Raw genomic sequence first — 25,011 nt, 5'->3', positions numbered from 1 at the left:
ATACATCATAACAAAAGCCACTACGATTGTAAATGATATTAATAATCATTTACAATCGTAGTGGCTTTACCTTTTTTCTAATATAAATCTAATTTAAATAATATGGTTTTCTAAAACATATGCAACTGCTTCTGAACGTGAATTAACGCCTAGCTTGCTATAGATAGCTGTTAAATAAGCTTTAACCGTTCTTTCAGATAGATTTAGCTCTATTGCGATAGATTTACTTGTTTCGCCTGAAATAACACGCTTTATGATGTATTGCTCTCTTTCTGTAAGCTGAATCTTATCTTGGTGATGAATCAATTTCATCTCGTCTTTTTTTAACAAAAGCTCTCGTATTGGTTTTGTAAGAATGGTTTCATCTTCCAACGCAGATTCAATCGTTCTAATTAAAGTTTGTCTTGAGGCATCTTTTAGCAAATAGCTTTTTGCCCCTAAACTGATTGCTTGTTTAATTCGATCTTCTTCAAGGAGAGTCGTCAGAATAACAACTGGAATTTTCAGATTTATATCGTATTTTAAAGCGGTTAAAAACTGTATACCATCCATTTCAGGCATCATCAAATCAAGCAAAATCAAATCCGGTTGATTTTGCTCTAAAAGACGAATAGCCTCTTTACCATTTGAAGCCTCACAACAGACCTCTAGATGATCAATCGTTTCAATAATTAATTTTAAACCCTCACGAACAATTTGATGATCATCTATTATCATTAAATTGTATTTCATTTATTCACATCCTCTAATGTAACTTGTATATGCGTTCCACGCTTTTTTGACGAACTTATGGTTAATTGACCACCTATGACTTCAGTACGTTCTCTCATACCGATGAGCCCAAAATGATCCGATAATTGGCTCGCTTTAACGACATCAAACCCTTGACCGTTATCTACTAGGTTAAGCTGAATTTTTTTATCATATACCTTCAAACTTATTTCAGCTTGGGTAGCCTTTGAATGTATAAGAATATTGTTCAAGGATTCGCGTACGATTCTAGATAAGTGATTTGCAATTTTAGGATCTATATAAAGCTTATCAATCATGTCTGATTCTATTTTACCCATAAAATGATATGAAAAAGCTGTGATTTCATCTTCAATTAACGGAATAACATCTTGTAGATCATCGGACTCTAATCTCAAACTAGAGAGTAATTGTCTCGTATCATTTAAGGTACGTTTTGCATCATCTATTGAAATTTGAACGATTTCATGACCTCTCTCTATTTTACCACTTTCTAAATTGACCTCTGCTGCCTCAAGCTTCAAAACTAGAGCTGATAAACCTTGAGATAGAATATCGTGCATCTCGCGAGCAATTTCTGTTCTTTCAGCTTTTCTTGATAGCATTTCAACTTTCTCATTGGCTCGTTCGAGTTCATAATATGATTTCTGTAACTTTCTTCTTAATTCAATTTGCTTTAAAACAATTGAATAATAAAACCATACTGCAACATTTAAAAATAATAAAATCGGAAGGTATATCGATACATTTTTCATTCCCCCAGTTACCCAAAGAACGACGACGAATATCAAATAATAGCTACCGAGTATACCAAATATCCATTTAAGTTGTCTAAAACTATTAATCGCTTGAACCGCTAAAAAAGGAATTAACCCTAAAAAAAGGATCTCAAACCCTTCGGTAATTATAGTGGCACAGTCAAAAACAATCAAACCTTGTAAAATAAAGTATACAATCTCATAACGTTTAAATAACCGTTCTTTATTTAAATAGACCCCACCAAAAATAACCATTAAAATCGTAATTCCTGAAAATGATTCCTTTGATATTCCAGTATCGATATGTGCATATAAGGTTGCAACATAGACAAAAAATGTGGTTCCTAAAAATAGGAGTGCTTCAGTGTCTAGCTTATTGTTAAAATTGATAATTCTACTTATTCTACTTTTTAGCTCTGTTTTCATGTGCCCTCACAGTAACTTATTAATGACCATTTGCATGCATCACCTGACGTATTAAATTCGAAGCAAATTGCTCATTTACACGGTATAGAAAATTCATCATTTTTGAGTCTTTACCAAGATATAGCCTTTTTTTGTCCATTTCAATGGCTTTGATAATTCTCGCCGCTGAGACTTGAGGCGTTAATATGTTCCCTGCCTTTTTGATGTCAGCTGCTTCATTTACTTCTAAGTTGGAATTCTTCTTAATATCGGTTGCCATCGCACCTGGAACGATTAAACTAACTTTGATATTGGTTTCAGCTAACTCAGACATCAATGCTTCCGTCATAAGTTTCACAGCTGCTTTGGAAGCACCGTAAATGCTCTGCCCAGGAACCGGTAAAAAGCCTCCCATACTAGATATATTTACGATATGTGCTTCACTCCTTTTCAACAATTCAGGCATAAATGCTTTTACCATATAGAGCGTGCCATAATAATTGACATTCATAACGCGCTCGATAACTTCATATTCCATTTCTGATAAAGACACAAAGGGTTGAATAATCCCAGCATTATTAATCAGTACATCAACGCTTCCAAATCTTTTAATGACCTCTATCACAAAACCTTCAACCTCATCGAACTGCGTTATATTGATATGATGAATCGATAATTGTTTGCTATTACCGGATAAACGAAAGGTTTCTTGCATTCCAATTAAATTAATATCCGCAATTGCGACATTGGCACCTTTTCTTATCAATTGTAGTGCGATTTCTCTACCTACGCCATTACCGCCGCCAGTTACAACTACAGTTTTTCCACTTAATTTCATTTTCATTCTCCTTTATATCTCATACTTGATTATAGACATTCATTTTTAGTGAATTGTGTCTAAGTTATATAAAGGTTATATCATATATTCAAATGCAAATAATATTGTACAAATAGGCAAATCGATTACCCTTTTGGGCATATATTTTTTTGAAAAAAGATTTACTGATAACTTTTTAGTATAAATGGTGCCCATTTTTCGGTTGTTACTTTTATCGCTCCATTTTCTTTCCAAAAAGCCATACGCCGTTTATAGGCATCAATTTGATTTAAAAGTGCTGATGCATAGGATTCGTAATGCTGCTCAATGACGATTGCAGTTAAAGTGTAAAATACGATGCCCATCGCATGATCTTTAACATGAACGGTAGAGCATCCTTGACCGATGGCATGCACAAGTGCAATGTCAACTTTATCATTCATTTTTTTAGCAAGCGCATGGCAGGATAATATCCCCTTTTTCGCTTCAGGCATTTTAATTTCACCATGTGCCCATAACCGTGCCAATTTAAGCACTTCAGTTAAGTCATTATAGTCTGGATACTTTGTCTGCAATCTTTCCACAATAAGTTCAACTTCATCAAACGCCCACAGAATAGCCTCAATTCTATCTAGGGTTTGAAAGTCATGAATAAGTTCTTGCAGGCATTCACTATCAAAATTAAACAAAATTTGATTTTTCTTTTTTATTTTGATTGCAACATCGTCAAACATGAATCGCTCCTTAATTTTCGCAATTATATCTATCTTCATCTGTATCAATTAAATGCGTTTTTTGGGGTATATAAATTATATCACATCATCAAAAGGAGAAACTATGACTAACATAAAATTCGAAGGTACCCTATATGAAATAAATGAATGGTTAATTTTAAAGCTACCTCAAGACATTAGCGAGCAGCTTCCTACTAGAGGCTTAGTCCTCGCCACTGGTACACTTAATCAATCGTCTATCAATTTTCCCTTTGAACCAGACGGCAATGGCGGCCATTTCTATAAACTAGATGATACAAATCTCGATATGAAGACTTTAAAAGCAGGAGATCCTGTTACTGTAGTGTTTTCAATCTCTAAAGAAGGGTTTGAACCACCTCTACCTAAAGATGTCGAAACCATGCTGCTTAATGAGGGCCTAATGGCATTTTGGGAAACATTGACCGTTAAGGCAAGATGGGAATGGATCAGATGGATTCGAAGCACAAATAATCCAGAAACAAGAAAAAAAAGAATTGGTGTCGCCTACTCTAAAATGAATCACGGCTCTAGACGCCCCTGCTGTTTTAACACCAACCAATGCACGGATACATCTGTAAGTAATTCTGGAATACTTAAATAATGTATAAAATAAAAAAAGCGCAAATCTTGCGCTTTTTTTATGATTATTTTTTACTAAGTTGCTCTAGCTTACTTTCATTTAAATCATAAAACTTCATAAATACAATCAACCCGATTAGAGCACCAACTGCAGGTCCTAAATTGAACATTGCCCAAATACCATCAATAACTTTTGTAGTTTGCTCGACAGTTGTATTTCCAGAGGATTCAACAAATCCAATTACACCTAAAATGAACATTGGAATTGCACCAGCAAAAGCACTCACTACTTTATTTGTAAACGTTTGAATTGAAAATGTAACAGCTTGTAACCTTTTACCTGATTTTATATACTCGTATTCAATGATATCTGTAAAATAAAGCGCAGTCACAATGAGCAATGGTGAACTTGTTAGGTATTTTCCTATTGTAAGCCCTACAAACAAAGTGAATGAGTGCTTACCAATAAAATACGTGATAATAGATAGTACTATAGTTGAGGACATAGCGAATATCATTAGGTTATTTTTCCCAAATCTTTGAATCAATTTAGGCATTAAAGGTGCAATTATGAGCATTGGTAGAGCAGAAAAAGCCATTAATATTGCTGTTAAACTTGCATCATTGAAGACGTACTGCGTCAAATATGGCGTAATTGTCATCGAAAAATTCATGCCATTAATTGCAATAATAATAAAAACTATGGTTACTAAGTACTTGTTTTTTAGAATGACATTTGCAATATCTCTTAAACTAGGTGAGTGTTCATTTGACGGAACTCTTTCTTTTGCACGGTTAATCCAAATTAAGAAGAAAAAGCCAATACTAGACAAAAGGATTGCAACAAAACTCCAGTTACCACCTGTAGCATCAACGAGTATTGGAGATAATACCATTGAAAACATTAATCCAATCATCCCAAAGAACTTTGCAAATGAAATCAAACTATTTTTTTCATGTGGTCGATCAGTCATAACAGTGGCTAAAGCATAAGCAGGCGCATCAGAAATCGTATAAATCATTCCCCAAATTATATATACTACCAAGGAATAAATGACTCTTACTTGAACTGGTAAAGCGATTAGTAGTGAGGAAAAAGAAAAATTTAAAACTGTAAAAATAGGTATTAAAAAAGTAACCGATTTAATCCACGGTTTGAACTTTCCACTTGAGAGTTTGGACTTTTCTACAATTATGGATAGAAGTGGATCATTTACTGCATCCCAGATCCTAGCAATAAGAAAAATAACGCCAACAGTTGCAGCTGGAATACCAAGAACAGTAGTAAAATAAAGACTTAAATATAGTGTGACGAAAATAAACATAATATTTTGACCTGCAAAGTAACTGTAATAACCTATTCTCTCCTTTTTTGTTGTCAAAAATGTATTTGACGACATCTTAACATTTTTTGAGTTAATAACTGATTCCATTTTTGCCCCCCTAAAAACCAATATTATTTTGTTTTTGCATTTTCATCGCTATTTTAATTGTTTTTAAATCAAGCATTTTAGTCATGTGCCTTAAAGTATGTTTGAACTGACTTAATCCACCAGTATTCCACTTTTCATGATTGACGATGGGAGTACCCGTATCTTCCCACCAATTATACTGTTTAACCAATCTATTTTCGAAATCTGAGTAGTTTTTCAACTCGCTTCTCGTCCAAGAAACTTCAGATATTGCCATTAGTCTGGGAAATATTCGTTCACTTAATATTTGCTCCGAATCAATCCATTCCGTCCAGATTGGACATTCTATCCCATATAAATCGAGTTTGCTAAACAATGACTGATAATTATAACAGTTCTTTAGTCCTCTCATTTCTATAGGATAATCTAGATAATAAAATTTAAAATTAGAATCTATTATTCTGTATTTTTCCGATAATTTATTAATACCATTTGATTTATCTGTAGTCATCCAAAATTGACAAATTACATCTCCATTAAAACTAACATCCATACATGAATCATTCCAAAGAATTACGCTTTTCCCTTTATTGTTAATGTGATCAATCATTTTCTGTAAAAAGTGTGCTTGAAGCAGATTAGGATTATATATTTGATGCGATTCTGCAAAGGTTCTACATTTGTCACAAGATAACCATCTGGTTTTAGGTACCTCATCTCCTCCAATGTGTAGCTCATTGGATTTAAAAATTGATGCAATCTCATCTAAAATCTTATACATTACCTTATAGGTATTCTCATTCCCTAAACAAAGGACTTCTTCACTAATTCCCGGACCTTGGGCAAGCTGAAAGTCTTTAGGTTCACACGATAATTCAGGCATAACCTGAAGTAAACTTAAAATATGTCCTGGCATATCAATTTCAGGAATGATTGAAACCATTCTTTTACTCGCATATTCAATGATTTCTTCAATCTCTTCTTTTGTATAATACAAATTTTGATGTTGATTATTATTGGCTTTAGTTGTAAGCTCTGGAAATGCATCTAAATGTATACGCCAACCATGGTCATCTGTTAAGTGCCAATGAAATCGATTAAATTTCAATCTCGAGGCAGTATCAATCATTTTTTTCACTTGCGTTATCTCAAAATAATTTCTGCTCACATCTAACATAAATCCACGATGCGTCAATTTAGGTGCATCAATAATTCTAAAACAAATCAACTCATTGTGATTTGACAATATTTGAATAAGGGTTTGAAATGCATAATAAATGCCTTCATTACTAGAGGCTTCTATTTCAAAAGAATTGCCATCAAAACTCATTATATAGCCCTCTAGTTCTATTACTATGTTTTGATAAATATTAATATTAAAGTATGTCTTAGTATCTGATTGCAACTTTAATTTGGTATATGCTTCTATTTGTTCAGTTAAAATCTCCCTTAAGCACTCAAATTCACCAAAGTTTATACGAACATTGTCCAAAACAGGAAATAATCCACCTAGAAATTCAATATGATTGGGTTTTGGTATAACATTCAAATCAAATCCTCCTCTATTTAATAATTGTTAAAAAGAGTGTATAATAAATGTATCAACTTATGTGATACATTTATTAGGTCGAAGATACTAATTACAGGTGACTTATGTTATTTAAAAGCGATGGTTCCATATCAGAAAAACATGTTCACAAATTATGTGAAATTCACTATTTAACAACAGGGTATAAGATATGGTATATGGTTGCAGCCAATCTAAAAATAGTATCAGAATTGAAAATAAATGAACCCTTCCCAAACTATTTTCAAACTGAACTAAAAAGTATAATTGACCGCTTGAACGGTTTGGAAGATGTTCCTAAATTATTTGTATTAAAATATGGTGAATTAATCTTATTTCAACCGGTCTACAAAAGGCATAAACTCGATGGAATGCTCATTCTTGGTCCTTTTATTTCATCAAGCTTCCAAAAAAACAATGACATTCATCCCTATATTCACGAATTACCTAGACTCAGCCCTTATCAGTATCAGAGTTTTTTACATCTCTTAAATTTAATCAGCAATAGTTCATCCTCGTTAAAAAATGAAATTGCTAATTTTGAATCAAAAAATACTATTAGAGCCGTAAAAAAGGATTACTTAATTACACAGCCCACTATCCGACATCATAATTTTAATGATGAGCAAATTTTACTCGAAAAATTACTGCTTAATTCTGGTGATTTTGATATAGACAATATGCTGGCATTTGATGAACTGCTTTTCCCATTTTTAGCAAACGATTATTTGCGTTCAGAAAAAAATAGAATTATTGGAGCAAATGCAATCTTATGTAGAGAAGCAATTCGATATGGTGCGCCTTCTGAAGTCGCATTCAACTTATCAGATCAGTTTGTTTTGGCGATTGAATCCATCAACAGTGTGAAGGATCTGATTTATTTTTTTTCAAATCAGCTCATCCAAGGATATTCTAATGCAATTCGATTGAAAGAAAAAAACAATGAAATTCACCCTGTAATTAGATCTATGATTGGAGAGCTTAAAGATCGTGATGCTGAAACACATTACTTGAAATATTACGCAGAAAAATATAATTTGAATATAAATTATCTTTCTCAACTTTTTGTCAAAGAAATGAACTGTACTTTTAAAGAATATGAAGCACGGATAAAAGTCATCAAAGCTAAAGAATTATTAAAAGACTCTGCCTTGACCATCTTGCAGATATCAGAGTTACTAGGATACAACTATCCAAATTATTTTTCAAAAGTGTTTAAAAAAGTAACTGGTATCACACCTGCTGAATATAGAACACAGCTAAAAAACTAAAAAAAATGCACTAAATCAACTGTGGAGGTTCCTTCAGTTTACTGACCGGAACTGGAGCAGTTGATTTAGTGCATTTTATGTTAATTAGAAAATGAACTACTTATATTGATTAATAATCTCCATCACGATTTTAGCAGCATTCACCAAATCCACGATATGAAGATGTTCTTCTAAAGTATGTGGCTTTCTCTCGCCAATGCCAAGATTAACTGCTGTAATTCCATTTGCATTTAAAATATTGGTATCACTACCACCACCTGAAGCCGCTGTGAAAGGCTTAACACCTACTATTTCGCAAGCCTTTTCAACATTTTTTACAATGACATGATCAGCTTCAACATCAAAAGCGGAATACATTCTGACGACGTTGCTTTCTACTTTTGCACCAAATTTTTCAGCGGCTTTGTTAAAGCAGTCTACCATGTGTTCAGATTGCGCCTTTAATTTATCGTTGTTAAGGCTTCTCGCCTCTGCTTTAACGATTGCTTCAGGTGCGACGATATTCGTTACCGTACCACCTTCAAATCTACCGATATTAGCAGTCGTTTCAGCGTCAATTCTCAAAAGTGTCATGTTGCTGATCGCTTCTGCTGCAACCATAATGGCACTAATGCCTTCTTCAGGTGCAACACCTGCATGTGCAGGACGTCCAATTACTTTAAAATCAAGTTTATCCTGTGCAGGACCTTGAATAATAATTTGACCAGGATCGCCACCGCTGTCTAAAACAAAGGCATGCTTAGACTTTAGCTCACTAAAGTTAAGATTCTTAGCGCCATGTAGGCCACCTTCTTCAAAGACAGTAAAAGCAATCTCTATATCTCCATGTGATAGGTTGTTCTCTTTAATTACGGTTAAAGCTTCGATAACAGCTGCGATACCTGCTTTATCATCCCCACCTAGTATCGTCGTTCCATCGCTATAGATAACGCCATCCTTAATGATTGGCTTGATGTTCTCACCAGGCGATACGGTATCCATATGACAGCTAAATAAGATTGGTTCACCTGACGTATTACCTTTCACTCGTGCGATGACATTACCTGTGTCACAGCCTAGTTTTTCACCAGCTTGATCGACAGTTACTTCACAGCCTATTTTCTCAAGTTCAGCTTTAATAAAACGTGCAAATGCACCCTCTTTAGTCGTTGGACTAGAAATTTGCACATACTGTAAGAAAGCGTTCACGATTCTTTCTTGATTAATCATATAACCTCCTATGTGATTTTATAATTATGTCTATCTCAGATTATAACATTATCTAAAACAAAAATCTTTAGTCATTGAGTCCTCAGATTTTACCACAAGCGAGATTGTGGCTAAATAAAAAAGCATGAGGTTCTAATGAAACCCCATGCTCTAGTATTAACTCATGAATGCACCAGGTCCGATTGGTAAGCCTAAGAAGTACCAAATCATCATGAGTACTGTCCAGCCTAACATAAAGACAATGCTGTATGGTAACATTGACGAAATTAATGTACCAATACCTGTATCTTCATCGTACTTCTGTGCAAAGGTTACGATTACAGCGAAATAAGACATTAATGGCGAAATGATGTTCGTCGTTGAATCACCAATTCTATAAGCTAACTGAGTAAACTCAGGTGTAATGCCTAATTGAATCATCATTGGAATAAAGATTGGCGCCATAATTGCCCATTTAGCAGATGCCGAACCGATGAATAAGTTGATAAATGCTGCGACGATAATAAATCCAATGATTAATGGTAACCCAGTAAATCCAATTGCTTCAAGTAAATTTGCTCCACTAACAGCTAAGATAATACCTAGTTTAGTGTAAGAAAAATATGCAACAAACTGAGCTGCAGCAAACGCAAGAACCAAATAACCACCCATTGATGACATCGCTTTACCCATTGAGTGAACGACATCTTTATCGCTTTTAATTGTACCTGAAGCCAAACCAAAAGCGATCCCTGGAATTAAGAAAAATAACATAATTGTCGGAACTAGTCCAGAATGAATGAAGCCATTTAAATCTCCATTTGGAAATGCTTCAGAAACTTCTCTTAACATTGATTGATTAGGAACTGTAAGGAATAGCATGACCGCTGCAAATACTAAAAGTGATAAACCAGCTGCTTTTAAGCCTTTTTTCTCAGCTGGCGTTACTTCCATCGAGTCAATAAGCTTTGGTCCTTTGTATTCACCTAATCTAGGCTCAACAATTTTTTCAGTAACAATTGTACCTAAAAACGTTAATAAGAAAGTTGAAACAAACATGAAATAGAAGTTTGCTGTTGGTAAGATTTCGAAATCATAACCACCAACTTTGATCGCTTCATTTGTAATACCTGCTAACAATGGATCAAGTGTTCCTAAAAGTAAGTTTGCAGAGAAACCAGCTGATACGCCGGCAAATGCTGCTGCAAGACCTGCTAATGGATGTCTGTTAAAGCTTAAGAATACAATTGCACCAAGTGGTACTAATACAACGTAACCAGCATCAGAAGCAACGTTTGACATGATCCCCATAAACACAACAACTGCTGTGATTAACTTCTTAGGTGTACTTAAAACGATTTTCTTTAATGTCGCACCGATTAATCCAGTACCTTCTGCGACACCAACACCAAGCATTGCTACAAGAACTGTTCCAAGTGGTGCAAATCCTGTAAAGTTTTTAACCGCTGAGTTAAACATATATCTTAACCCTTCTGCATTAAAAAGAGACACTGCTGATACGGTTGCATCTGCTTTTGCTTTTGCATCGTAATACGATACCGTCATCCCCATACGAGCACCGATTTCAGAAACAATAATAACTAATAAAGATAAAATGACGAAGATTGTTACAGGATGTGGTAATCTATTACCACCTTTCTCAACGAGGTTTAAAAAGCCATTGAATATGCCTTTTTTACCAGTCGTACTTTTAACACTCATAATTCCCCTCCATAAACATTTATAGTAGTCATGACTATTATACTTATGGATTTTTGAAATCATGCATTTCTCTCTTTTTTCTCTGAAAAAAAAAGAATAATCCCCTGATTTATTTTGCAATTATCAGAATTTGGGGATTATTCCTTATTTAAATTTCATCACCTACAAGGTGATATCTATTCTTGGGACGACCAACTTGACCATAGGTCGGTACAACTTCTACTTCGCCCGTCTCCAACATGTGTTGTATATATCGGTGTACCGTTTGATAAGCAAGGTTTACACCGTTTGAGGTTTCTTCTATTGTGATACCGTTTGGATTCAGTTTTAAGAATTCTCGAACCAATTTTAAAGTTGCTGAAGAGATGCCTTTATCTACAAATACATTTTCTTTTGTTCTTTTTGCAGTTCTTTGCATTTCACTGATTCTTAGATTGACCTTCAATCTCGCAATCAAATCAGGCGCTTTAATTGGCTTAATTGCAAAATCAGTTGCACCAGCATCCATAAATCGATCTGAAATTTCTTGCCTTTCATCAACCGTTAACACTAAAATTGCTGCTGATTCATCAAACTGCTTGATTTTTTTTACTGTTTTCATCCCATCCCAACCGGGCATATGATAATCCACAACGACGAGATTGGGCAATTTTGCCTTGTATAGCTCAAAACCATCTATGCCATTTGTAGCGCTTAAAACTTCATATCCAGCGAACTGACAAATTTCAGTGATGGTAAAAACAATGTCTGACTCATCATCAATAATCAATACAGTATTCAGGCTCATTTTTACCTACCTTTCGTAAATCGGAAATTTCATTTTAACCGTAGTTCCTACATTAATCTGACTGTGCATCTCTATTGCACCTTCATTCTCATCCATAATTCTTTTAACAAAGTGAAGCCCTAATCCTGTAGAATTTGAATCGCTGTATCCCAACTCCCAAATATCATGTATTTTGTCCTCTGATATTCCAGAACCATTATCAACAATTTCAATAGCAACTGATTTCACCTCTTGATATAGTCGTATTGTAATGATTTTAGTCTCATTCAGATTAGGCGCATTTATAGCATTGTCTATTAAGTTGGTAATCGCCCTAGCTACCCTTATTTTATTAATCATAAGCTCAGGTAAATCCTTATCTTGTTCCACTTCTATTCGCAATTTATCATCACTTATTGGAATCTGTGCGCGAATGTATAAGATTAGTTCTGCAACTTTAACAGGCTTTTTTGAAGTCTCATAGAGGAAGCCAGAGATCATATCAGACATTTTCTCAACAGCGCCGTCAATGCGTTCTGTATAAGTGATAAGTTTGTCTTCATCCTTAGAAAGTGCGAGAAGTGAGTTTAACCCTCTGATGGTTACAAGAGGCGTCTTTAAGTCATGAGCGATAGAGGTTATCTCAAGATTAACCCTTTGCTCAAGCGCTTTTGCTCTAAGTGTTTCTAAAGCAATTGCATTCAGGTGATTTTCCTCAGCAAAGGCAATATTTCGATCAAAGCTATCGAATAAGGTTGAAGTTACCAGTGCAGATAGGAAAAGAGGGATAAAAAAAGCAAATCCTACAAAGTTCATTACCGTTTCGCTTTGCAAATATTGAGAGGCTATTTTTATACTAACCGGGATATCCGTTCTACCAAACTCACCGCTTGAAAACATAGGCATCAGATTCAGCCATTGAAAAGCAAAGAAAACTAAGATAGCTATAATAATGGTTCTATAAAATGCGGATGCATGATGATAAGGCTTTCTTATAAGAATCATCACAATAATAGCTGAAAAAACACTAGCAAAAGAGTCCCATGTGATTAAATGCAGCGCATCCACACAATAGTTAATGACAAAGAATAATATGACAACGCAAAGAACCTTAAGGACAAAAAACTTTATTTTTTCATTAAAAAATTGCTCAGCAAATGCATAAGCAGCCATAAATGTCAGTAAGTTCTGAACTGTATTTAAAAGGCTGTAAATTGCAGAAGCCATCACTAGAGGCCCACTATCACCCAGTACAATAGATTCACGAATCTTTGCAATCATATCCAGCCAAAAGAAATCTACCAACGCTGGGAGAATAAACGCAAACACTGTAAATCCAATCCCTAAAAATGCGTATTGCCATTTTTTAAATCGATGTAATAACGTGTTCATCTCTCACCTACCTAAATGCCGATGCAAATGGTTCAGACAAATCCCCTAAGCTCTCAACGATGGTTAGTGGGATTTGATTCTGCTTTGCAATCGAGTAGACAGTAAGATTATCGGTGCCATTGTCCGTTGCAATGATGTAATCAGATACTGCGCTTGTCATTTCTAATAATGCAATTGAATGTTCATCTTTTCTATATTCACCGCCAATGAAGACCGTTATCATAGACATGTTAAGGCGTTTGGCTTCATCAATCAGATTTTCTATACGCTGAAGCTCCTGTTCAAAATCTAGACTGTATAATTTTTCATTAATTTGACTGTAGCCTACTACAAAAACGATTGTATTAATTTCCTCCAAATCCTCAGATGTGGCTTTTGGCATAAAATAATTGTGAATTTTAAGCGTATTTGCGATGTCCTTTACAATATAAGTGTCTGTGCTCTGTCCAGCGGAGGTAATTAGAATCATCTCTTTCGCTATTGGCTGTGGTAAAGAAGGTAAAATCTGTTGTGGTAGTTCTTTATTCTTGTGATTTAACGATACTATGAGTAAAAACGCGACCAACATCACAACGATTAAGACAGAATAATTGCGACGTTGTTTGATCTCTTTTTTTCCTTTTTTTATTTCTGCGTATTGATCAGTTGAATTTTCCATAATACCTCTTCGCCTGTTATTTGTGGTTCAAAACCCATAACGCCGTCAGCAACCCCAATAGCCGTCATCGTATGCATTAAAGGGATAGAAACGGCATCTGCTTCAATAAGCTCTTGAAGCTCCTGATACAAACTCGTTCTAAACGAAACATCAGAAACGCGTCTTGCTTGTGTGAGCAGTCGATCTACTTCTTGGTTCGAATAGAATGCATAATTAAAGCTTAACTTTGCATCTAAATGCTCTGATGAAAACAAGGTATTCATGAAATTATCAGGATCAACGATGTCCCCATTCCAGCCAATCAGTGCCATTTCATGTTCGCCAGTTTTTATGTCATCTATATAACTGTCCCAAGGAATAATCTTCACGGTAACTCTTATTCCACCAACTTCTAGCTGTTCCTTTAACGCAAGTGCAGTAGAAATTGGATTTGGTAAATACGTTCTTGGTCGATCCATTACCCAAAGGCTGATATCAATCCCCTCAGAATAGCCTGCACTTTTTAATAGTGATTTAGCTAATTCAACATTAACTTCCTCTGATTTTATACCCTCATGATAACCCATAACGACTGGTGGTAAGAAAGAGTTTGCCGGTCTTGCTAGCGTATTATCTGAAGCAGCAATGATAGCCTCCTTATCCACTAAAAGTGAAACGGCTTTTCTAACCATTATGTTATCAAAGGGTGGTTTTGAATTGTTTAATGCTAGGTAACCAATGTTAAAAAAGGGTCTGTAATAGATTTGAAGCTTGTCATCTGAAACGATGGTTCTTGCTTCCTCATCTGAAAGCTGATCTATTATTTGAACCTCACCTGATCTTAATAAGGCAACACGATCTGTTTCCTCTGGAAAAATTTTGAATTCTAGCTCTGAGGACTTTGCCTCCCCTGCCCAATAGAGTTCATTTCTAATTAAAACGATATTCTCGTCTTGATTCCATTCACTGAAAATATAAGGTCCTGTTCCCACTGGATGATTTTTTAGTGTTTCGTTGTACTTGGTAATGGCTGATTGGCTAGCAATGCCAAAAGCGGGAATTGATAATGCATTTAGAAATGGTGCATAGGGCTCTTTTAATACGATTTCTAATGTTTCATCTGAAAGAGCAGTTACTCTTTCAACAATTCCTGGATAGCCTCCGAAGCAATATCGCCAATAGATAAATTGACCTGTATGGTAAGGACTATCTGGATCCATCCATCTTTCAAAATTAAAGGCAACAACATTGGCATCAAGATCCGTTCCATCGTGAAACTTTACACCTTTTCTTATTTTAAACTGCCACGTTTTGCCATCCTCACTCACCTTCCATTCCTCAGCTAAACCTGGAATAACCTCAGTGCCGCCTTTTTCGAATTTGACAAGTGTTTCATAGATATTAGCGGTAACCTGAAAGGATTCAGAGTCTGATGTAATGGCAGGATCAAGAGAAATAGAATCCGTTTTCCTACCTATGACCAAACGACCATCATTTTCAGATTTTGGCAAGGTGATTTTTAGAATAAAAAAGATCCCAATGACTGATAAAATCAAAACCACAATCAATATACTCTTTATCTTAAGATGCTCCAAACTTTTAAAATTTATCAAAGTAAACTCCTAATCAAATTCACGTTTTAAACTGTTAGACCCATTGTAACAGAAAAACAAAGATCGACTCAACTCAGACATGAAAAAAACCTTTGAATGTAAACCATTCACTGGTCTATTTCAAAGGCTTTAAGGCTGATTTTACTACTGTATCGCTGCTTTCTTAATTTTTATTAATATTAATATGAGACCAACACCTAAGACGATATGACCCAGACCAGCAATCCCAGCAATAGAAGCATCAAGTCCACGACTAGGCGCTTCTATTAGTACTTGCTGTACCCCTCTAACGAGTAGCATAACAGTGGTAAGATTAAGTCCAACATGATAGACGACCACTGCACTTGCTAATTTCGGTTGATTCGATAGATGAAATGCATTTTCCATCAGTAATAAAATTAAGAAGAAGAACATACCGAGCACAAAGTAGTGCGTATGAAGTGCTGATAGTTTTGTCTTACCTGTAAAGTCATTGAGCTTAGTGAATTCTCTGTAAAAAACACCTGATATAAGTGCAATCACTGCATAAATGAGTGCTGCATTTGCGAATTTTTTTTTCATAAATTATCCTTTCTGAGTTTGACGATATAAGCTAAGTCCCATGAAAATCACCCAGACATAAGCCAAAGTCTTTGGAATCATCAAAGCGCCCAAAGCGGGTATACTCGAGCCCCAAAGTACAACTGGTAAGTAAAATCCAAATGACAAAATTACTGCTACCGGTATTTGCTTAAATACATTATCTTGGGTTTTCTTAACCTCGGTTGCAAAAATCCAAATAATCAATATACCCATAAAAGCAAATGGGATATTTCTATAGATCCCAAAATCCAGTGGCTGTTGATAATTTAGCCATTCATTTTGCGGGAATAGACAAAGTGCAATTCTAACGACTGCAAGTCCCCACATAACAAAGGTTAAATTCTTTTTATCATCCACTTTAAAGTAAATACGCCAAATGTAATATAGGAGTAAATAAAATACAGTCATTGTAATCGACGTTATCAATTTTCCTATACCAAGTGCAGTTGCATTTGCCTCAAGTCCATTGGTCCATAAAGCATACATTCGTGGTACTAAATGAAACGCATCTCCAAAACCTAAAAGAAAAGTCATCCAACCTACGAGTTTGATTAAAGTACTTTTGCCCTTCGAAACTAAAATAATCCCAGTGATGATCGCAAAACTTAAATAGACAACATCAAAAATTGTCTCTCCTAATGCCTGATACATAATATACCTCTTTTCTATTCCATTACTCATAAAACCAATAAATTGATCGAATAACTAACCGATTACTTATAGATGACACGCTGAATGATTTCCAGTAATACCGTAATATTTTCTGCTTTATTTCTAAATTGAAGAATTAAATTTGAAATGACAAACGCTATAAATGCCTCTTTACTTAGCTGTTCTGACCATACGAATTTGTCAATCGCTTCATCCTTTTCTAAGAATAGAACTAAGACTTCACTTAGTTTAGAATGCATGCGTCCCATCTTCTCTTGACCACTTATTTCCAGTGTCGTCGTAGAGAGACTTCTCATGAGCATACCTGCACGTGTGTCAATTTTTTCTTTCAAAAACCTGTAAATCAATTCAATATTTTCACAAAATGAATTGGTAAAATTTAAGGTGCGTATTTCTATCATGATGGCTTCCCAATACACCTCGGTTAAAGACAAAACGATTTCCTCTTTGTTGGAGAAATAATTGTAAACCGTGCCACTTGCGACACCAGCAGCCTTTGCAATGGAACGAATGTTGATTGCCTCTACCCCTTCGTTATCCATAATATGACTTGCAACTTCCAATAAATTATCTCTTAATTGATCATCTCTTTTTCTCATAGCCACCTCTTAAATGAACATGTTCATTTATAATTTACATCAATAATAAAGCATTGTCAAGTATTAAATGAACGTGTTCATTTATAATAATGTTTGATTTTGATTTTTTAAAGTATAAACTTATTATAGTCCTATAGAATAAATAAAGGAGCTCAATATGTCAAAGATCATTGATTTTAAAACGGTAACCAATGAAGGCTTAACTTCATCACCTTATACAGATGCATTGGCAGGGTTACGTGCAAATGAAGCCCGTTATTTTATGACCAAATACAAACATGCTTTTGAAGTTTCACCAGCATCTGAAAATAAAGTGGCTTTATCCTATGCAGAAAACATACTAAAAACAGAGCGTAATATTGTCTTTGGTGCTACACCACTTGAAGTATCACAATTTCAGGTTGAGAACATTCAGTTCACTTATGTGTTTTATGAAAGTGGGTTGGCAATCAACGTCATGTATACGGTTGATAATCCTAAGAAAAGGGCCGTAGGCTTTAAATTATGTGAAGGTATGCCAGTACCTCCAGAGTTAGAAGGCAAATTTAAGTTTGCAACTCAAAAGTCTAAACTTGCCGGTTCAATTCGCGGTTCGTTCTTTGTCATTAAAGGTGAATATCCAAGATAATTCATCCTTGATAGATAGAAAGAGACTCACCTTACCTGTATAAGAAAAACCCTGAAAATGAGTTTCTCATATCTTGAGAGCTTCATGATCAGGGTTTTAATATTTCTAAAGCATATTTTAATGCACTTATATTTCTTTCAATCATTCTATATTGCCAAGAATCGGGTTTTATCTTAAGCATTACCTTTTCGGACTTACTGATTAAGGATTGAATAGGTGCAATGGCATCTTCAATCTCCTTGTTGCTATAGATCTCACTATGTTGAGTCATTTTCGTATGCGCTTCGCAAGCCATTTTAGCAATTTTAAGTGCTTTTATACGATTCTTCACCAAACTCTGTTGGGATGATCCCTCTTTGAGCTTGGGCAACACCCTTTCGCTTCTTTGTATCATATCATCAAACGCGACGAGGTTAACTAGGTGATACTTCTCATCCATTACTCTACCTCTTTCATCAACTGAATTTGATACAGCCGTTCATTTTCAACGGCTTTCATATCCTTAGGATACATCAGATTAATTAGTGTTATCCCATAGTCTGAGGCAATTAGTGAGTGTCTTCTCACATGCGGTGTGGCTGCCACTTGTCCTAAAACCCTTAAAAGTTTAACTTTTAAAGGATTCTTCTCTTCCTTAGCTGCACGATTCGCCTTAAAAGCAACCTGTCTCGCTGCTTGAAAATTGACTTTTTTTTGTTGCCAAAGCCGATTGATTTCGATGCATTCTTCGAACAAATCAAATTCCTCTAATCCTGTAATTTCAAGAATATGATAGGCGTATTTTATACTGTAATTAGAGATCGCCACATGGGTTTTGTTTTCAAAAATTTCGATCAAGATTTCCTTTAGCTCAGGTAGATCATCTATCTTCTTTATTATCCCAACAGAGCTCATCACATTTGTTTTTGGCTTATTCTCTTCTTTCTTATTCACTTCTTCTTTTTTATGCATATTCATATCCGCCTTTGTTTTTCTTTAGGCAATTATAGCATAGTCACTATACCTTGGTACGACAGTGGAGGGTTTGGTTTTTTTCTATGGTTTTGATGATTGCTTCTATTGCGCTTAAATTGTCTTTAAAGCTTGAAATAAGATGATCATTTATATCTTTCTGGACGATGTCTCTAATGGTTGATGTGCTGTAGTGGTATTGCCTTAGTTCCTTAATGATGTTTAGCTTACGAATCTCATCTGTACCGTAATAGCGATAGCCGTTTTTCCCCCTTGGCGCTTCTAAAAGGCCATTTCTCTCCCAATACAAAATCACGTGTCTTGAGACATTTAAAAACTTGGCAACTTCACATCGTGTCAAATACCTCGATATATCGTCTTCTTTAACCTCATTTATCTGATTCAATTGCGTATAAATCTGATCTTCAAGCGCTTGATCATTCTTCAAGCTCAGCTTATAATTTTTAGCCGAAACAAGTGCTTCATCGTAATCAAACGCAGCACATTGCCTAATAATCGATTGATGCACAAACTTCATATAGGGCTTTACGCGATCTAATTTTTGAATCTGCTGAATGAGTTCAATCTGATTGACATGATCCTCTGTAAATTGTCGATAGCCATTTTGCGATCTTTCAACATTAGAAAGATAACCCCAAGCTTCATAATGCAATATCGTATTGTTATGGACGCCAAATCTCTTCGCTATCTGCGACGTCGAATAGATCATCTATTCTGCTCCCCCCATTCACACATTTGATCCATTATTGGGATTAAGGACGCACCTTTTTCAGTTAAACGGTATTCGACTTTCGGTGGAATCTGTGGATATTCTTTTCTATGAATCAAGCCATCTGCCTCAAGTTCTTTTAAGTGCAGGCTTAAGGTTTTATGTGATATGCTGCCTACAATTCTTTTTAGCTCATTGTATCGAATCACTTGATACTCTGATAACCAGTATAGGATTACCATTTTATATTTGCCTTGGATCAGAGATAAAGTATAGCCCAATCCAGTGTCTTCTATTTTCGTACCCGTCTCACGACAATTTTCCATTATACTCTCCTTTAGGTTAGTATCTAACTTAAATGTGCATACTTCACATGACTATTATATATTTATATACTAATCCTTGTAAACCTACTATATAACGATAAGGAGTTCAAAATGAAAAAAAAAATTATAATCTTAAATGGCAGCCCACGAGCTAAAGGCAACACTTCTTCTTTAGTTGAAGCGTTTTCAAAAGGTGCAACTGAAGCTGGACATGAGGTCACGACGTTTTTTTTAGACCAAATGTCGATCAAGGGCTGTAAAGGCTGTTTTGGTGGCGGGAAAGACGTGCATAGCCCCTGTGTTATCAAGGACGATATGGACTTAATCTATCCTGTGTTTCAAGCTGCTGACATCATCGTTATGGCATCACCAATGTACTACTGGAACTTCAGTGGACAGCTGAGAACGACTTTTGACCGTCTGTTTGCAGTTGCTGAGGCAGGTGGTGACCTTTTGGGAGCTACAAAAGAAAGCATCTTAATTATGGCTGCGGCCGGAGAAGATTTCACAGAAATTGATTTTTATTATAATCGTCTGATGCAACATCTTGGTTGGATGGATCTAGGTAAGATACTCGCTGGTGGTGTTAACAATCTTGGTGATATCAAAGGCAGAATTGAATTGGAAAAGGCTTATCTCTTAGGGAAAAATATAGTGTGAATAAATTTTGAACAATTCTATATTACCTTGACAGATTAAATATAATTGCGTACAATTTAATTGTAATTAATTTATTGGAGGTATTTATGAGTTTTTATAATTTTAAAGCAAATAACATCGATGGAGATGAAGTAAATTTAAGTGAATATGAAGGAAAAGTACTGCTTGTTGTGAATACTGCAAGTAAATGTGGTTTCACGCCCCAATACGAAGATCTTCAAAAATTATATGATCAATATCAATCACAAGGTTTAGAGATACTTGGTTTCCCATGTAATCAGTTCGAAGCACAGGAACCAGGCAGTAATGATGAAACAAAAAACTTCTGTTCATTAAATTATGGCGTGTCTTTTCCATTGTTTGAAAAATCAGATGTAAACGGCTCTGAAGCGCATCCAGTATTTAAGTTTTTAAAAGAAGCTGCTCCTTTTGAAGGTCTTGATTTTAGTAATCCAACAAACAAAATCATCGATAAAATTCTTTCTGAAAAATATCCTGAGTTCAGAATGGGCAATGCCATTCGTTGGAATTTTACAAAATTTTTAGTTGATAAAAATGGAAATGTCGTTAAGAGATTTGAATCCTCAGTAGAGCCACTTTCAATTGCAAGTGACATTGAAGGATTATTATAATTTCAACTGAAAATATAAGCTAATGATACCAATTAAACAAAACCACAAGCCTTTATTATCAATGGCTTGTGGTTTTTATTTAGCTAAAATCTCACTTTTGGTAAGATCCTAAGATTTGATGTCTGAAGATTTATGCGCCCTCTTGCATATCCCGTCTAATATATCCTGTATATCCAATTAAAATCATAGCCACGCTGATTAAAGTAATCGTAACAAAAGGCATCACTTCAAAATCACTAGCTGGCATTCTTGGAATCCAGCTTTGAATCGCAGTTTTTGAAAACCATTCTGGTAAATTAATCATACCACCAAAGTAGTTAAGGGCGAATGAATAGCCTAAATACACATATACAGCTTTGCCAATTTTAGGCACATAGCCTAAAACAACTGCTGACAATCCTACGAAGAAAAGTGTAGATGGTAAATAGTTGAACCCTGCCTTCATAAAGGTTGCCAGAGTCATTGTCGATTCACCATTCATCGCAACAATTGCTGTACCACCTAGTCCAATTACTGCAAACACGATTCCAGCAATCGCACTTATTATAGAAAGTACGATCGTTGTCCAGTAAAGCTTTGAACGTGTAATTTTAGTCGCGTATAGCTGGCTTAAGTGCATTCTCTCTTCTTCAGCATAAAGCTTGTTAACGATTGCAATAGGCAATATACCTACCATACCAATCATAACCATCATGATGACACTAGTGAATGACTCTTCTATCGTCACACCAGTCATGGTAAACATTTGCTTAATGATTTCATTGCTTTCTAAAAACACCTGCATATCGCCATAGATAGACCCATAGGCAGCACCAAGTATGACAAAAGCAACCAACCAACTTATAATTAAGCCTCTATTTAATCTAAAGAATAACCCGGGTACAGATAAAAGTGATTTTTTTGCATTGGCTTTACCTTCTATTGCGGGTAAATACCCAGCGCCCATATCTCTTCCACCCTCAAGTGCAAATGCGACTATGGCTAATACCACACAAAAGACGATTCCGATAAAAATTGGTAAACTGTTGTTTTCTGTGAATGGAAAAGTCAAATAGGTCCAACCCATTGGATTCATCATTGAAAGATTTTGATTCGATACATCAGTTGCACCTCTTAAGATATAAAGTAAACCGATAATCGCCATTGATGAACCGGTAGCACCAGTTGACGTCTGCATGATTTGTGACATAACCAGAGCAACAACAGCTCCGATCATCCCAGCAAGCGCAAGAGATAATGAAAATAATACAATCCCAGTAACCGTAATAGATTCAACCTTTAAAACCGTCATTATAAGTGTCGTCACAAGTGCAAGTATGAGATTAATCCCAAGAGTTTCGATCAGAACTGCAAGTGAGTTGGCTTGTCGACCTACTTGAAACGATCTAACGATTTCAGTAAGTCCGAGCTCTTCCTCTTTTCGGGTATGACTCGTTACGTGTAATGCTGATATGATCATTGCAAATAGACCACAAAAGAGTAGCATCATATGCGAATACATTGCACCAAGCGTATAATTCGATGGATCTGTAATCGGTGTTGGTCCTACCATTGAAATCATTGCGGGATTTCTCATGGTTTCATATAGTCCAATCAAACCTTGACCTTTACTAATTTCTACAAAAGGTGGAATGTAACCACCTGAGAATGCGGCAAGCCCAAGTGTCCAGATCAATATTTTCTTCCAATCTCTTTTAAAATAGTTTAAGCATAGTACATGCCATCGCGCAAATTTCTCTTTCATCATCTTCACCCCACTCTTCTACGCTTCATAGTGGCGCATGAATAAATCTTCAAGCGTTGGTGGTACAGACTCAAACTTCTTTACGCCCAGCTTCGTGGCTTCTAATAAAATTTCATTAATGGATTCATTATCTGCATAGAATACAGCTTTGCCATCTTTGATGCTAAAATCATGAACCCCTTTGACTTTTTCCATTGCTGCAACGTCATCTTCAGTCGTAAGTGTAATCGATGAACGCGTCAAGTGTCTCAATTCCTCAAGTGTTCCAGTTTCAACTATTTTACCTTGTCTAATAATAACCACTTTATCGGCTAAGCGTTCAACTTCGCTCAATATATGAGAAGAAAGTAAAATGGCTTTACCCTCTTTTTTAATCTTTGCAATTTCCTCTTGAAAAACCGCTTCCATCAGTGGATCTAGCCCTGAAGTTGGCTCATCTAAGATATATAGATCCGCTTCAACCGATAATGCAGCAATTAACCCCACTTTTTGACGATTGCCCTTTGAATAAGTTTTAGCCTTTTTCTTTGGATCGAGTTCAAATCTTTTTATCAGTTGATCTCGTTTCGCTTGATCGCCGCCACCGTGAAGCTTCATAAAAAGATCGATGATCTCTCCGCCAGTAAAGCCGCCCCAAAGCGCAACGTCACCAGGTACATATGAAATCCTTTTATGGATTTCCAAACTGTCCTTCCACACATCGAGGCCGAATATTTTGGCACTACCACCATCACCCTTAATAATGCCTAATAATGTTCTAATCGTTGTTGACTTGCCAGCACCATTAGGTCCTATAAACCCAACAACTTCCCCTGCTTTTACTGTAAAAGTAACGTCGTGAAGAGCAGTAAACTTACCAAAGTTCTTCTTCAATCCCTCAATGCGTATCATCTCTGACATAATTTTCTCCTTTAAAAAATTATTATCTCTCTTAAAGTGTTACTTCTATATTTTTTTGAAATTATTGTTTCTAACCAAATTTTATAGTTTCACACATTTTAAACTATAAATCACTAATTAGTTTAAATCTATGTGTTTTTTCACTAGTTTTAAACTATATTTCATTTATTAATCCAATTGTATCGGATTGAATTTTAGAAGTCAATAAATTGGCTATTATTTTTTCTGTTTTTGCAATTGAAATACCAAAATATATCCTATATAATTAAATTTGAGATAGTTTTGTACTGTTTCGCATGCCTAAGTTTATAACTTTATGAAAAGTGGTGATCAAATGAGTGAGATAGATATGTCAGGTTATGAAAAAAGAACCTTTGAAAAGAAAAGAAAAGTAATGGATGCTACCTTTGACCTCTTAAATACAGATATTGGCGTAAAGGGTTTGACCATGGAAGAAATCGCAGAGAAATCGAAGGTCAGTAAAACTTCTATTTTTAAATATTTTGGTGATAAAGACACATTGATTCATGAGGTTTATAAAGATTATCTTGATAAAATTGGCAACGAAACGCAAGCCATCATTGAGCAAAACTTACCTTTTGAAGAAACTTTAATCACTATGACACAAAACGAGCTTGAGCATCTACGAAAGGTGAACAAACAGTTTTACTTGGATATGATGGCGTTTGTCACTGATAGAAATGATGAAGGCTTAACGGTTATTATGAGGGAGTATTCTAATAAAAGCTTTAGTATCATGTTAGATATCTTCCATAGGGGTAGAAAAGAAGGAAAAGTGGATTTAAAATACTCTGATGAATTCTTATTGGTTTTCTTCCAAGCCATGATAGAGGGAATCTCCAGCCCACAAATCTATAATCGAATCCTTCCCTATACAATGGAATGGACAGAGTTACTTATAAAAGGTGTTGCGCCAAAAAAATAAAGGATTGCT

General features: G+C 35.4%; 27 protein-coding genes. 6 read left to right on the top strand and 21 right to left on the bottom strand.

What is annotated here, in order from left to right:
- Positions 1-93: 93 nt before the first annotated feature.
- The 4 genes from AC4PID_RS15450 to AC4PID_RS15435 all read right to left on the bottom strand — a co-directional run bounded on the left by AC4PID_RS15450 (position 94) and on the right by AC4PID_RS15435 (position 3,464).
- Positions 94-732, bottom strand: coding sequence for a response regulator (locus AC4PID_RS15450; protein ID WP_492132882.1), 639 nt, complete (start codon positions 730-732; stop codon positions 94-96).
- Positions 729-1,934 carry a sensor histidine kinase gene (locus tag AC4PID_RS15445; RefSeq protein ID WP_492132881.1) on the bottom strand — a complete coding sequence of 402 codons (1,206 nt, stop codon included), beginning with the start codon at positions 1,932-1,934 and terminating at the stop codon, positions 729-731. Before AC4PID_RS15445 ends, AC4PID_RS15450 begins: the two co-directional genes overlap by 4 nt.
- Before the next feature lie 19 nt (positions 1,935-1,953).
- A complete protein-coding gene (locus AC4PID_RS15440; RefSeq protein WP_492132880.1) occupies positions 1,954-2,751 on the bottom strand; it encodes an SDR family NAD(P)-dependent oxidoreductase in 798 nt (265 codons plus the stop codon).
- A 161-nt stretch (positions 2,752-2,912) separates the two neighbouring features.
- Entirely contained in the window at positions 2,913-3,464 is a 552-nt protein-coding gene (locus tag AC4PID_RS15435) for a putative immunity protein (protein WP_492132879.1), read from the bottom strand.
- 103 nt (positions 3,465-3,567) lie between these two features.
- On the opposite strand from AC4PID_RS15435, the gene AC4PID_RS15430 reads away from it, so the two are divergent.
- Positions 3,568-4,086: a YdeI/OmpD-associated family protein gene (locus AC4PID_RS15430; protein ID WP_492132878.1), complete on the top strand. Its 519-nt coding sequence runs from the start codon at positions 3,568-3,570 to the stop codon at positions 4,084-4,086.
- Between the two features lie 43 nt (positions 4,087-4,129).
- Here AC4PID_RS15430 and AC4PID_RS15425 read toward each other — a convergent pair whose 3' ends face one another.
- On the bottom strand, positions 4,130-5,497 hold the full coding sequence (locus AC4PID_RS15425; RefSeq protein ID WP_492132877.1) for an MFS transporter: 1,368 nt from the start codon (positions 5,495-5,497) through the stop codon (positions 4,130-4,132).
- A gap of 10 nt (positions 5,498-5,507) precedes the next feature.
- Positions 5,508-7,025 (bottom strand): beta-N-acetylhexosaminidase, encoded by a 1,518-nt coding sequence (locus AC4PID_RS15420; protein ID WP_492132876.1) that lies wholly within the window; start codon positions 7,023-7,025, stop codon positions 5,508-5,510.
- A 104-nt stretch (positions 7,026-7,129) separates the two neighbouring features.
- Here AC4PID_RS15420 and AC4PID_RS15415 point away from each other — a divergent pair, with 104 nt between their 5' ends.
- Entirely contained in the window at positions 7,130-8,314 is a 1,185-nt protein-coding gene (locus AC4PID_RS15415) for a helix-turn-helix domain-containing protein (protein WP_492132875.1), read from the top strand.
- Positions 8,315-8,410: 96 nt separating this feature from the next.
- Here the strand turns inward: AC4PID_RS15415 and AC4PID_RS15410 are convergent, their stop codons facing one another.
- The 9 genes from AC4PID_RS15410 to AC4PID_RS15370 all read right to left on the bottom strand — a co-directional run bounded on the left by AC4PID_RS15410 (position 8,411) and on the right by AC4PID_RS15370 (position 17,485).
- Positions 8,411-9,523 carry a M20/M25/M40 family metallo-hydrolase gene (locus AC4PID_RS15410; RefSeq protein ID WP_492132874.1) on the bottom strand — a complete coding sequence of 371 codons (1,113 nt, stop codon included), beginning with the start codon at positions 9,521-9,523 and terminating at the stop codon, positions 8,411-8,413.
- Positions 9,524-9,679: 156 nt separating this feature from the next.
- Positions 9,680-11,224: an AbgT family transporter gene (locus AC4PID_RS15405; RefSeq protein ID WP_492132873.1), complete on the bottom strand. Its 1,545-nt coding sequence runs from the start codon at positions 11,222-11,224 to the stop codon at positions 9,680-9,682.
- A gap of 148 nt (positions 11,225-11,372) precedes the next feature.
- Entirely contained in the window at positions 11,373-12,011 is a 639-nt protein-coding gene (locus AC4PID_RS15400) for a response regulator (RefSeq protein ID WP_492132872.1), read from the bottom strand.
- A 6-nt stretch (positions 12,012-12,017) separates the two neighbouring features.
- Positions 12,018-13,382, bottom strand: coding sequence for a HAMP domain-containing sensor histidine kinase (locus AC4PID_RS15395; protein WP_492132871.1), 1,365 nt, complete (start codon positions 13,380-13,382; stop codon positions 12,018-12,020).
- 7 nt (positions 13,383-13,389) lie between these two features.
- Entirely contained in the window at positions 13,390-14,040 is a 651-nt protein-coding gene (locus AC4PID_RS15390) for a DUF6305 family protein (protein WP_492132870.1), read from the bottom strand.
- Positions 14,007-15,632: an ABC transporter substrate-binding protein gene (locus AC4PID_RS15385; protein ID WP_492132869.1), complete on the bottom strand. Its 1,626-nt coding sequence runs from the start codon at positions 15,630-15,632 to the stop codon at positions 14,007-14,009. Before AC4PID_RS15385 ends, AC4PID_RS15390 begins: the two co-directional genes overlap by 34 nt.
- Positions 15,633-15,776: 144 nt before the next feature.
- On the bottom strand, positions 15,777-16,193 hold the full coding sequence (locus tag AC4PID_RS15380) for a DUF2871 domain-containing protein (RefSeq protein ID WP_492132868.1): 417 nt from the start codon (positions 16,191-16,193) through the stop codon (positions 15,777-15,779).
- Positions 16,194-16,196: 3 nt separating this feature from the next.
- Positions 16,197-16,865, bottom strand: a complete 669-nt coding sequence (locus AC4PID_RS15375; RefSeq protein WP_492132867.1) for a hypothetical protein — start codon at positions 16,863-16,865, stop codon at positions 16,197-16,199.
- A 62-nt stretch (positions 16,866-16,927) separates the two neighbouring features.
- The gene (locus AC4PID_RS15370) at positions 16,928-17,485 is read right to left on the bottom strand and encodes a TetR/AcrR family transcriptional regulator (protein WP_492132866.1); all 558 of its coding nucleotides are present in this window, start codon (positions 17,483-17,485) and stop codon (positions 16,928-16,930) included.
- 157 nt (positions 17,486-17,642) lie between these two features.
- Between AC4PID_RS15370 and AC4PID_RS15365 the strand changes: the two genes are divergently transcribed.
- The gene (locus AC4PID_RS15365) at positions 17,643-18,113 is read left to right on the top strand and encodes a DUF8821 family protein (protein ID WP_492132865.1); all 471 of its coding nucleotides are present in this window, start codon (positions 17,643-17,645) and stop codon (positions 18,111-18,113) included.
- Positions 18,114-18,201: 88 nt separating this feature from the next.
- Here the strand turns inward: AC4PID_RS15365 and AC4PID_RS15360 are convergent, their stop codons facing one another.
- From AC4PID_RS15360 to AC4PID_RS15345, 4 genes are read right to left on the bottom strand one after another with little or no spacing between them, the layout of a single operon-like run.
- Positions 18,202-18,552 (bottom strand): hypothetical protein, encoded by a 351-nt coding sequence (locus AC4PID_RS15360; protein WP_492132864.1) that lies wholly within the window; start codon positions 18,550-18,552, stop codon positions 18,202-18,204.
- Positions 18,552-19,064 carry a putative immunity protein gene (locus tag AC4PID_RS15355; protein WP_492132863.1) on the bottom strand — a complete coding sequence of 171 codons (513 nt, stop codon included), beginning with the start codon at positions 19,062-19,064 and terminating at the stop codon, positions 18,552-18,554. Before AC4PID_RS15355 ends, AC4PID_RS15360 begins: the two co-directional genes overlap by 1 nt.
- A 46-nt stretch (positions 19,065-19,110) precedes the next feature.
- Positions 19,111-19,794 carry a MerR family transcriptional regulator gene (locus AC4PID_RS15350; RefSeq protein ID WP_492132862.1) on the bottom strand — a complete coding sequence of 228 codons (684 nt, stop codon included), beginning with the start codon at positions 19,792-19,794 and terminating at the stop codon, positions 19,111-19,113.
- The gene (locus AC4PID_RS15345; RefSeq protein WP_492132861.1) at positions 19,791-20,120 is read right to left on the bottom strand and encodes a winged helix-turn-helix transcriptional regulator; all 330 of its coding nucleotides are present in this window, start codon (positions 20,118-20,120) and stop codon (positions 19,791-19,793) included. The genes AC4PID_RS15350 and AC4PID_RS15345 overlap by 4 nt, the downstream gene beginning before the upstream one ends.
- A 111-nt stretch (positions 20,121-20,231) precedes the next feature.
- Between AC4PID_RS15345 and AC4PID_RS15340 the strand changes: the two genes are divergently transcribed.
- Together AC4PID_RS15340 and AC4PID_RS15335 are read left to right on the top strand one after the other, a co-directional pair.
- Positions 20,232-20,780 carry a flavodoxin family protein gene (locus AC4PID_RS15340; protein WP_492132860.1) on the top strand — a complete coding sequence of 183 codons (549 nt, stop codon included), beginning with the start codon at positions 20,232-20,234 and terminating at the stop codon, positions 20,778-20,780.
- 86 nt (positions 20,781-20,866) lie between these two features.
- Positions 20,867-21,412 (top strand): glutathione peroxidase, encoded by a 546-nt coding sequence (locus AC4PID_RS15335; RefSeq protein ID WP_492132859.1) that lies wholly within the window; start codon positions 20,867-20,869, stop codon positions 21,410-21,412.
- Between the two features lie 130 nt (positions 21,413-21,542).
- Here AC4PID_RS15335 and AC4PID_RS15330 read toward each other — a convergent pair whose 3' ends face one another.
- Together AC4PID_RS15330 and AC4PID_RS15325 are read right to left on the bottom strand one after the other, a co-directional pair.
- The gene (locus AC4PID_RS15330; protein WP_492132858.1) at positions 21,543-23,156 is read right to left on the bottom strand and encodes an ABC transporter permease; all 1,614 of its coding nucleotides are present in this window, start codon (positions 23,154-23,156) and stop codon (positions 21,543-21,545) included.
- Positions 23,157-23,174: 18 nt separating this feature from the next.
- Positions 23,175-24,056 (bottom strand): ABC transporter ATP-binding protein, encoded by an 882-nt coding sequence (locus AC4PID_RS15325; RefSeq protein WP_492132857.1) that lies wholly within the window; start codon positions 24,054-24,056, stop codon positions 23,175-23,177.
- Positions 24,057-24,372: 316 nt separating this feature from the next.
- Here AC4PID_RS15325 and AC4PID_RS15320 point away from each other — a divergent pair, with 316 nt between their 5' ends.
- Positions 24,373-25,002: a TetR/AcrR family transcriptional regulator gene (locus AC4PID_RS15320; RefSeq protein ID WP_492132856.1), complete on the top strand. Its 630-nt coding sequence runs from the start codon at positions 24,373-24,375 to the stop codon at positions 25,000-25,002.
- Positions 25,003-25,011: the final 9 nt, after the last annotated feature.

This window comes from Fusibacter sp. QWL-12 (assembly GCF_058683495.1).
This window is presented reverse-complemented; position numbering and strand designations above follow the sequence as displayed.

Bases quoted from the DNA above. Each gene is read 5' to 3' on its own strand.
- AC4PID_RS15450 (WP_492132882.1), bottom strand. From the start codon at position 732: ATGAAATACAATTTAATGATAATAGATGATCATCAAATTGTTCGTGAG.
- AC4PID_RS15445 (WP_492132881.1), bottom strand. From the start codon at position 1,934: ATGAAAACAGAGCTAAAAAGTAGAATAAGTAGAATTATCAATTTTAAC.
- AC4PID_RS15440 (WP_492132880.1), bottom strand. From the start codon at position 2,751: ATGAAATTAAGTGGAAAAACTGTAGTTGTAACTGGCGGCGGTAATGGC.
- AC4PID_RS15435 (WP_492132879.1), bottom strand. From the start codon at position 3,464: ATGTTTGACGATGTTGCAATCAAAATAAAAAAGAAAAATCAAATTTTG.
- AC4PID_RS15430 (WP_492132878.1), top strand. From the start codon at position 3,568: ATGACTAACATAAAATTCGAAGGTACCCTATATGAAATAAATGAATGG.
- AC4PID_RS15425 (WP_492132877.1), bottom strand. From the start codon at position 5,497: ATGGAATCAGTTATTAACTCAAAAAATGTTAAGATGTCGTCAAATACA.
- AC4PID_RS15415 (WP_492132875.1), top strand. From the start codon at position 7,130: ATGTTATTTAAAAGCGATGGTTCCATATCAGAAAAACATGTTCACAAA.
- AC4PID_RS15410 (WP_492132874.1), bottom strand. From the start codon at position 9,523: ATGATTAATCAAGAAAGAATCGTGAACGCTTTCTTACAGTATGTGCAA.
- AC4PID_RS15405 (WP_492132873.1), bottom strand. From the start codon at position 11,224: ATGAGTGTTAAAAGTACGACTGGTAAAAAAGGCATATTCAATGGCTTT.
- AC4PID_RS15400 (WP_492132872.1), bottom strand. From the start codon at position 12,011: ATGAGCCTGAATACTGTATTGATTATTGATGATGAGTCAGACATTGTT.
- AC4PID_RS15395 (WP_492132871.1), bottom strand. From the start codon at position 13,382: ATGAACACGTTATTACATCGATTTAAAAAATGGCAATACGCATTTTTA.
- AC4PID_RS15390 (WP_492132870.1), bottom strand. From the start codon at position 14,040: ATGGAAAATTCAACTGATCAATACGCAGAAATAAAAAAAGGAAAAAAA.
- AC4PID_RS15380 (WP_492132868.1), bottom strand. From the start codon at position 16,193: ATGAAAAAAAAATTCGCAAATGCAGCACTCATTTATGCAGTGATTGCA.
- AC4PID_RS15375 (WP_492132867.1), bottom strand. From the start codon at position 16,865: ATGTATCAGGCATTAGGAGAGACAATTTTTGATGTTGTCTATTTAAGT.
- AC4PID_RS15370 (WP_492132866.1), bottom strand. From the start codon at position 17,485: ATGAGAAAAAGAGATGATCAATTAAGAGATAATTTATTGGAAGTTGCA.
- AC4PID_RS15365 (WP_492132865.1), top strand. From the start codon at position 17,643: ATGTCAAAGATCATTGATTTTAAAACGGTAACCAATGAAGGCTTAACT.
- AC4PID_RS15360 (WP_492132864.1), bottom strand. From the start codon at position 18,552: ATGGATGAGAAGTATCACCTAGTTAACCTCGTCGCGTTTGATGATATG.
- AC4PID_RS15355 (WP_492132863.1), bottom strand. From the start codon at position 19,064: ATGCATAAAAAAGAAGAAGTGAATAAGAAAGAAGAGAATAAGCCAAAA.
- AC4PID_RS15350 (WP_492132862.1), bottom strand. From the start codon at position 19,794: ATGATCTATTCGACGTCGCAGATAGCGAAGAGATTTGGCGTCCATAAC.
- AC4PID_RS15345 (WP_492132861.1), bottom strand. From the start codon at position 20,120: ATGGAAAATTGTCGTGAGACGGGTACGAAAATAGAAGACACTGGATTG.
- AC4PID_RS15340 (WP_492132860.1), top strand. From the start codon at position 20,232: ATGAAAAAAAAAATTATAATCTTAAATGGCAGCCCACGAGCTAAAGGC.
- AC4PID_RS15335 (WP_492132859.1), top strand. From the start codon at position 20,867: ATGAGTTTTTATAATTTTAAAGCAAATAACATCGATGGAGATGAAGTA.
- AC4PID_RS15330 (WP_492132858.1), bottom strand. From the start codon at position 23,156: ATGAAAGAGAAATTTGCGCGATGGCATGTACTATGCTTAAACTATTTT.
- AC4PID_RS15325 (WP_492132857.1), bottom strand. From the start codon at position 24,056: ATGTCAGAGATGATACGCATTGAGGGATTGAAGAAGAACTTTGGTAAG.
- AC4PID_RS15320 (WP_492132856.1), top strand. From the start codon at position 24,373: ATGAAAAGTGGTGATCAAATGAGTGAGATAGATATGTCAGGTTATGAA.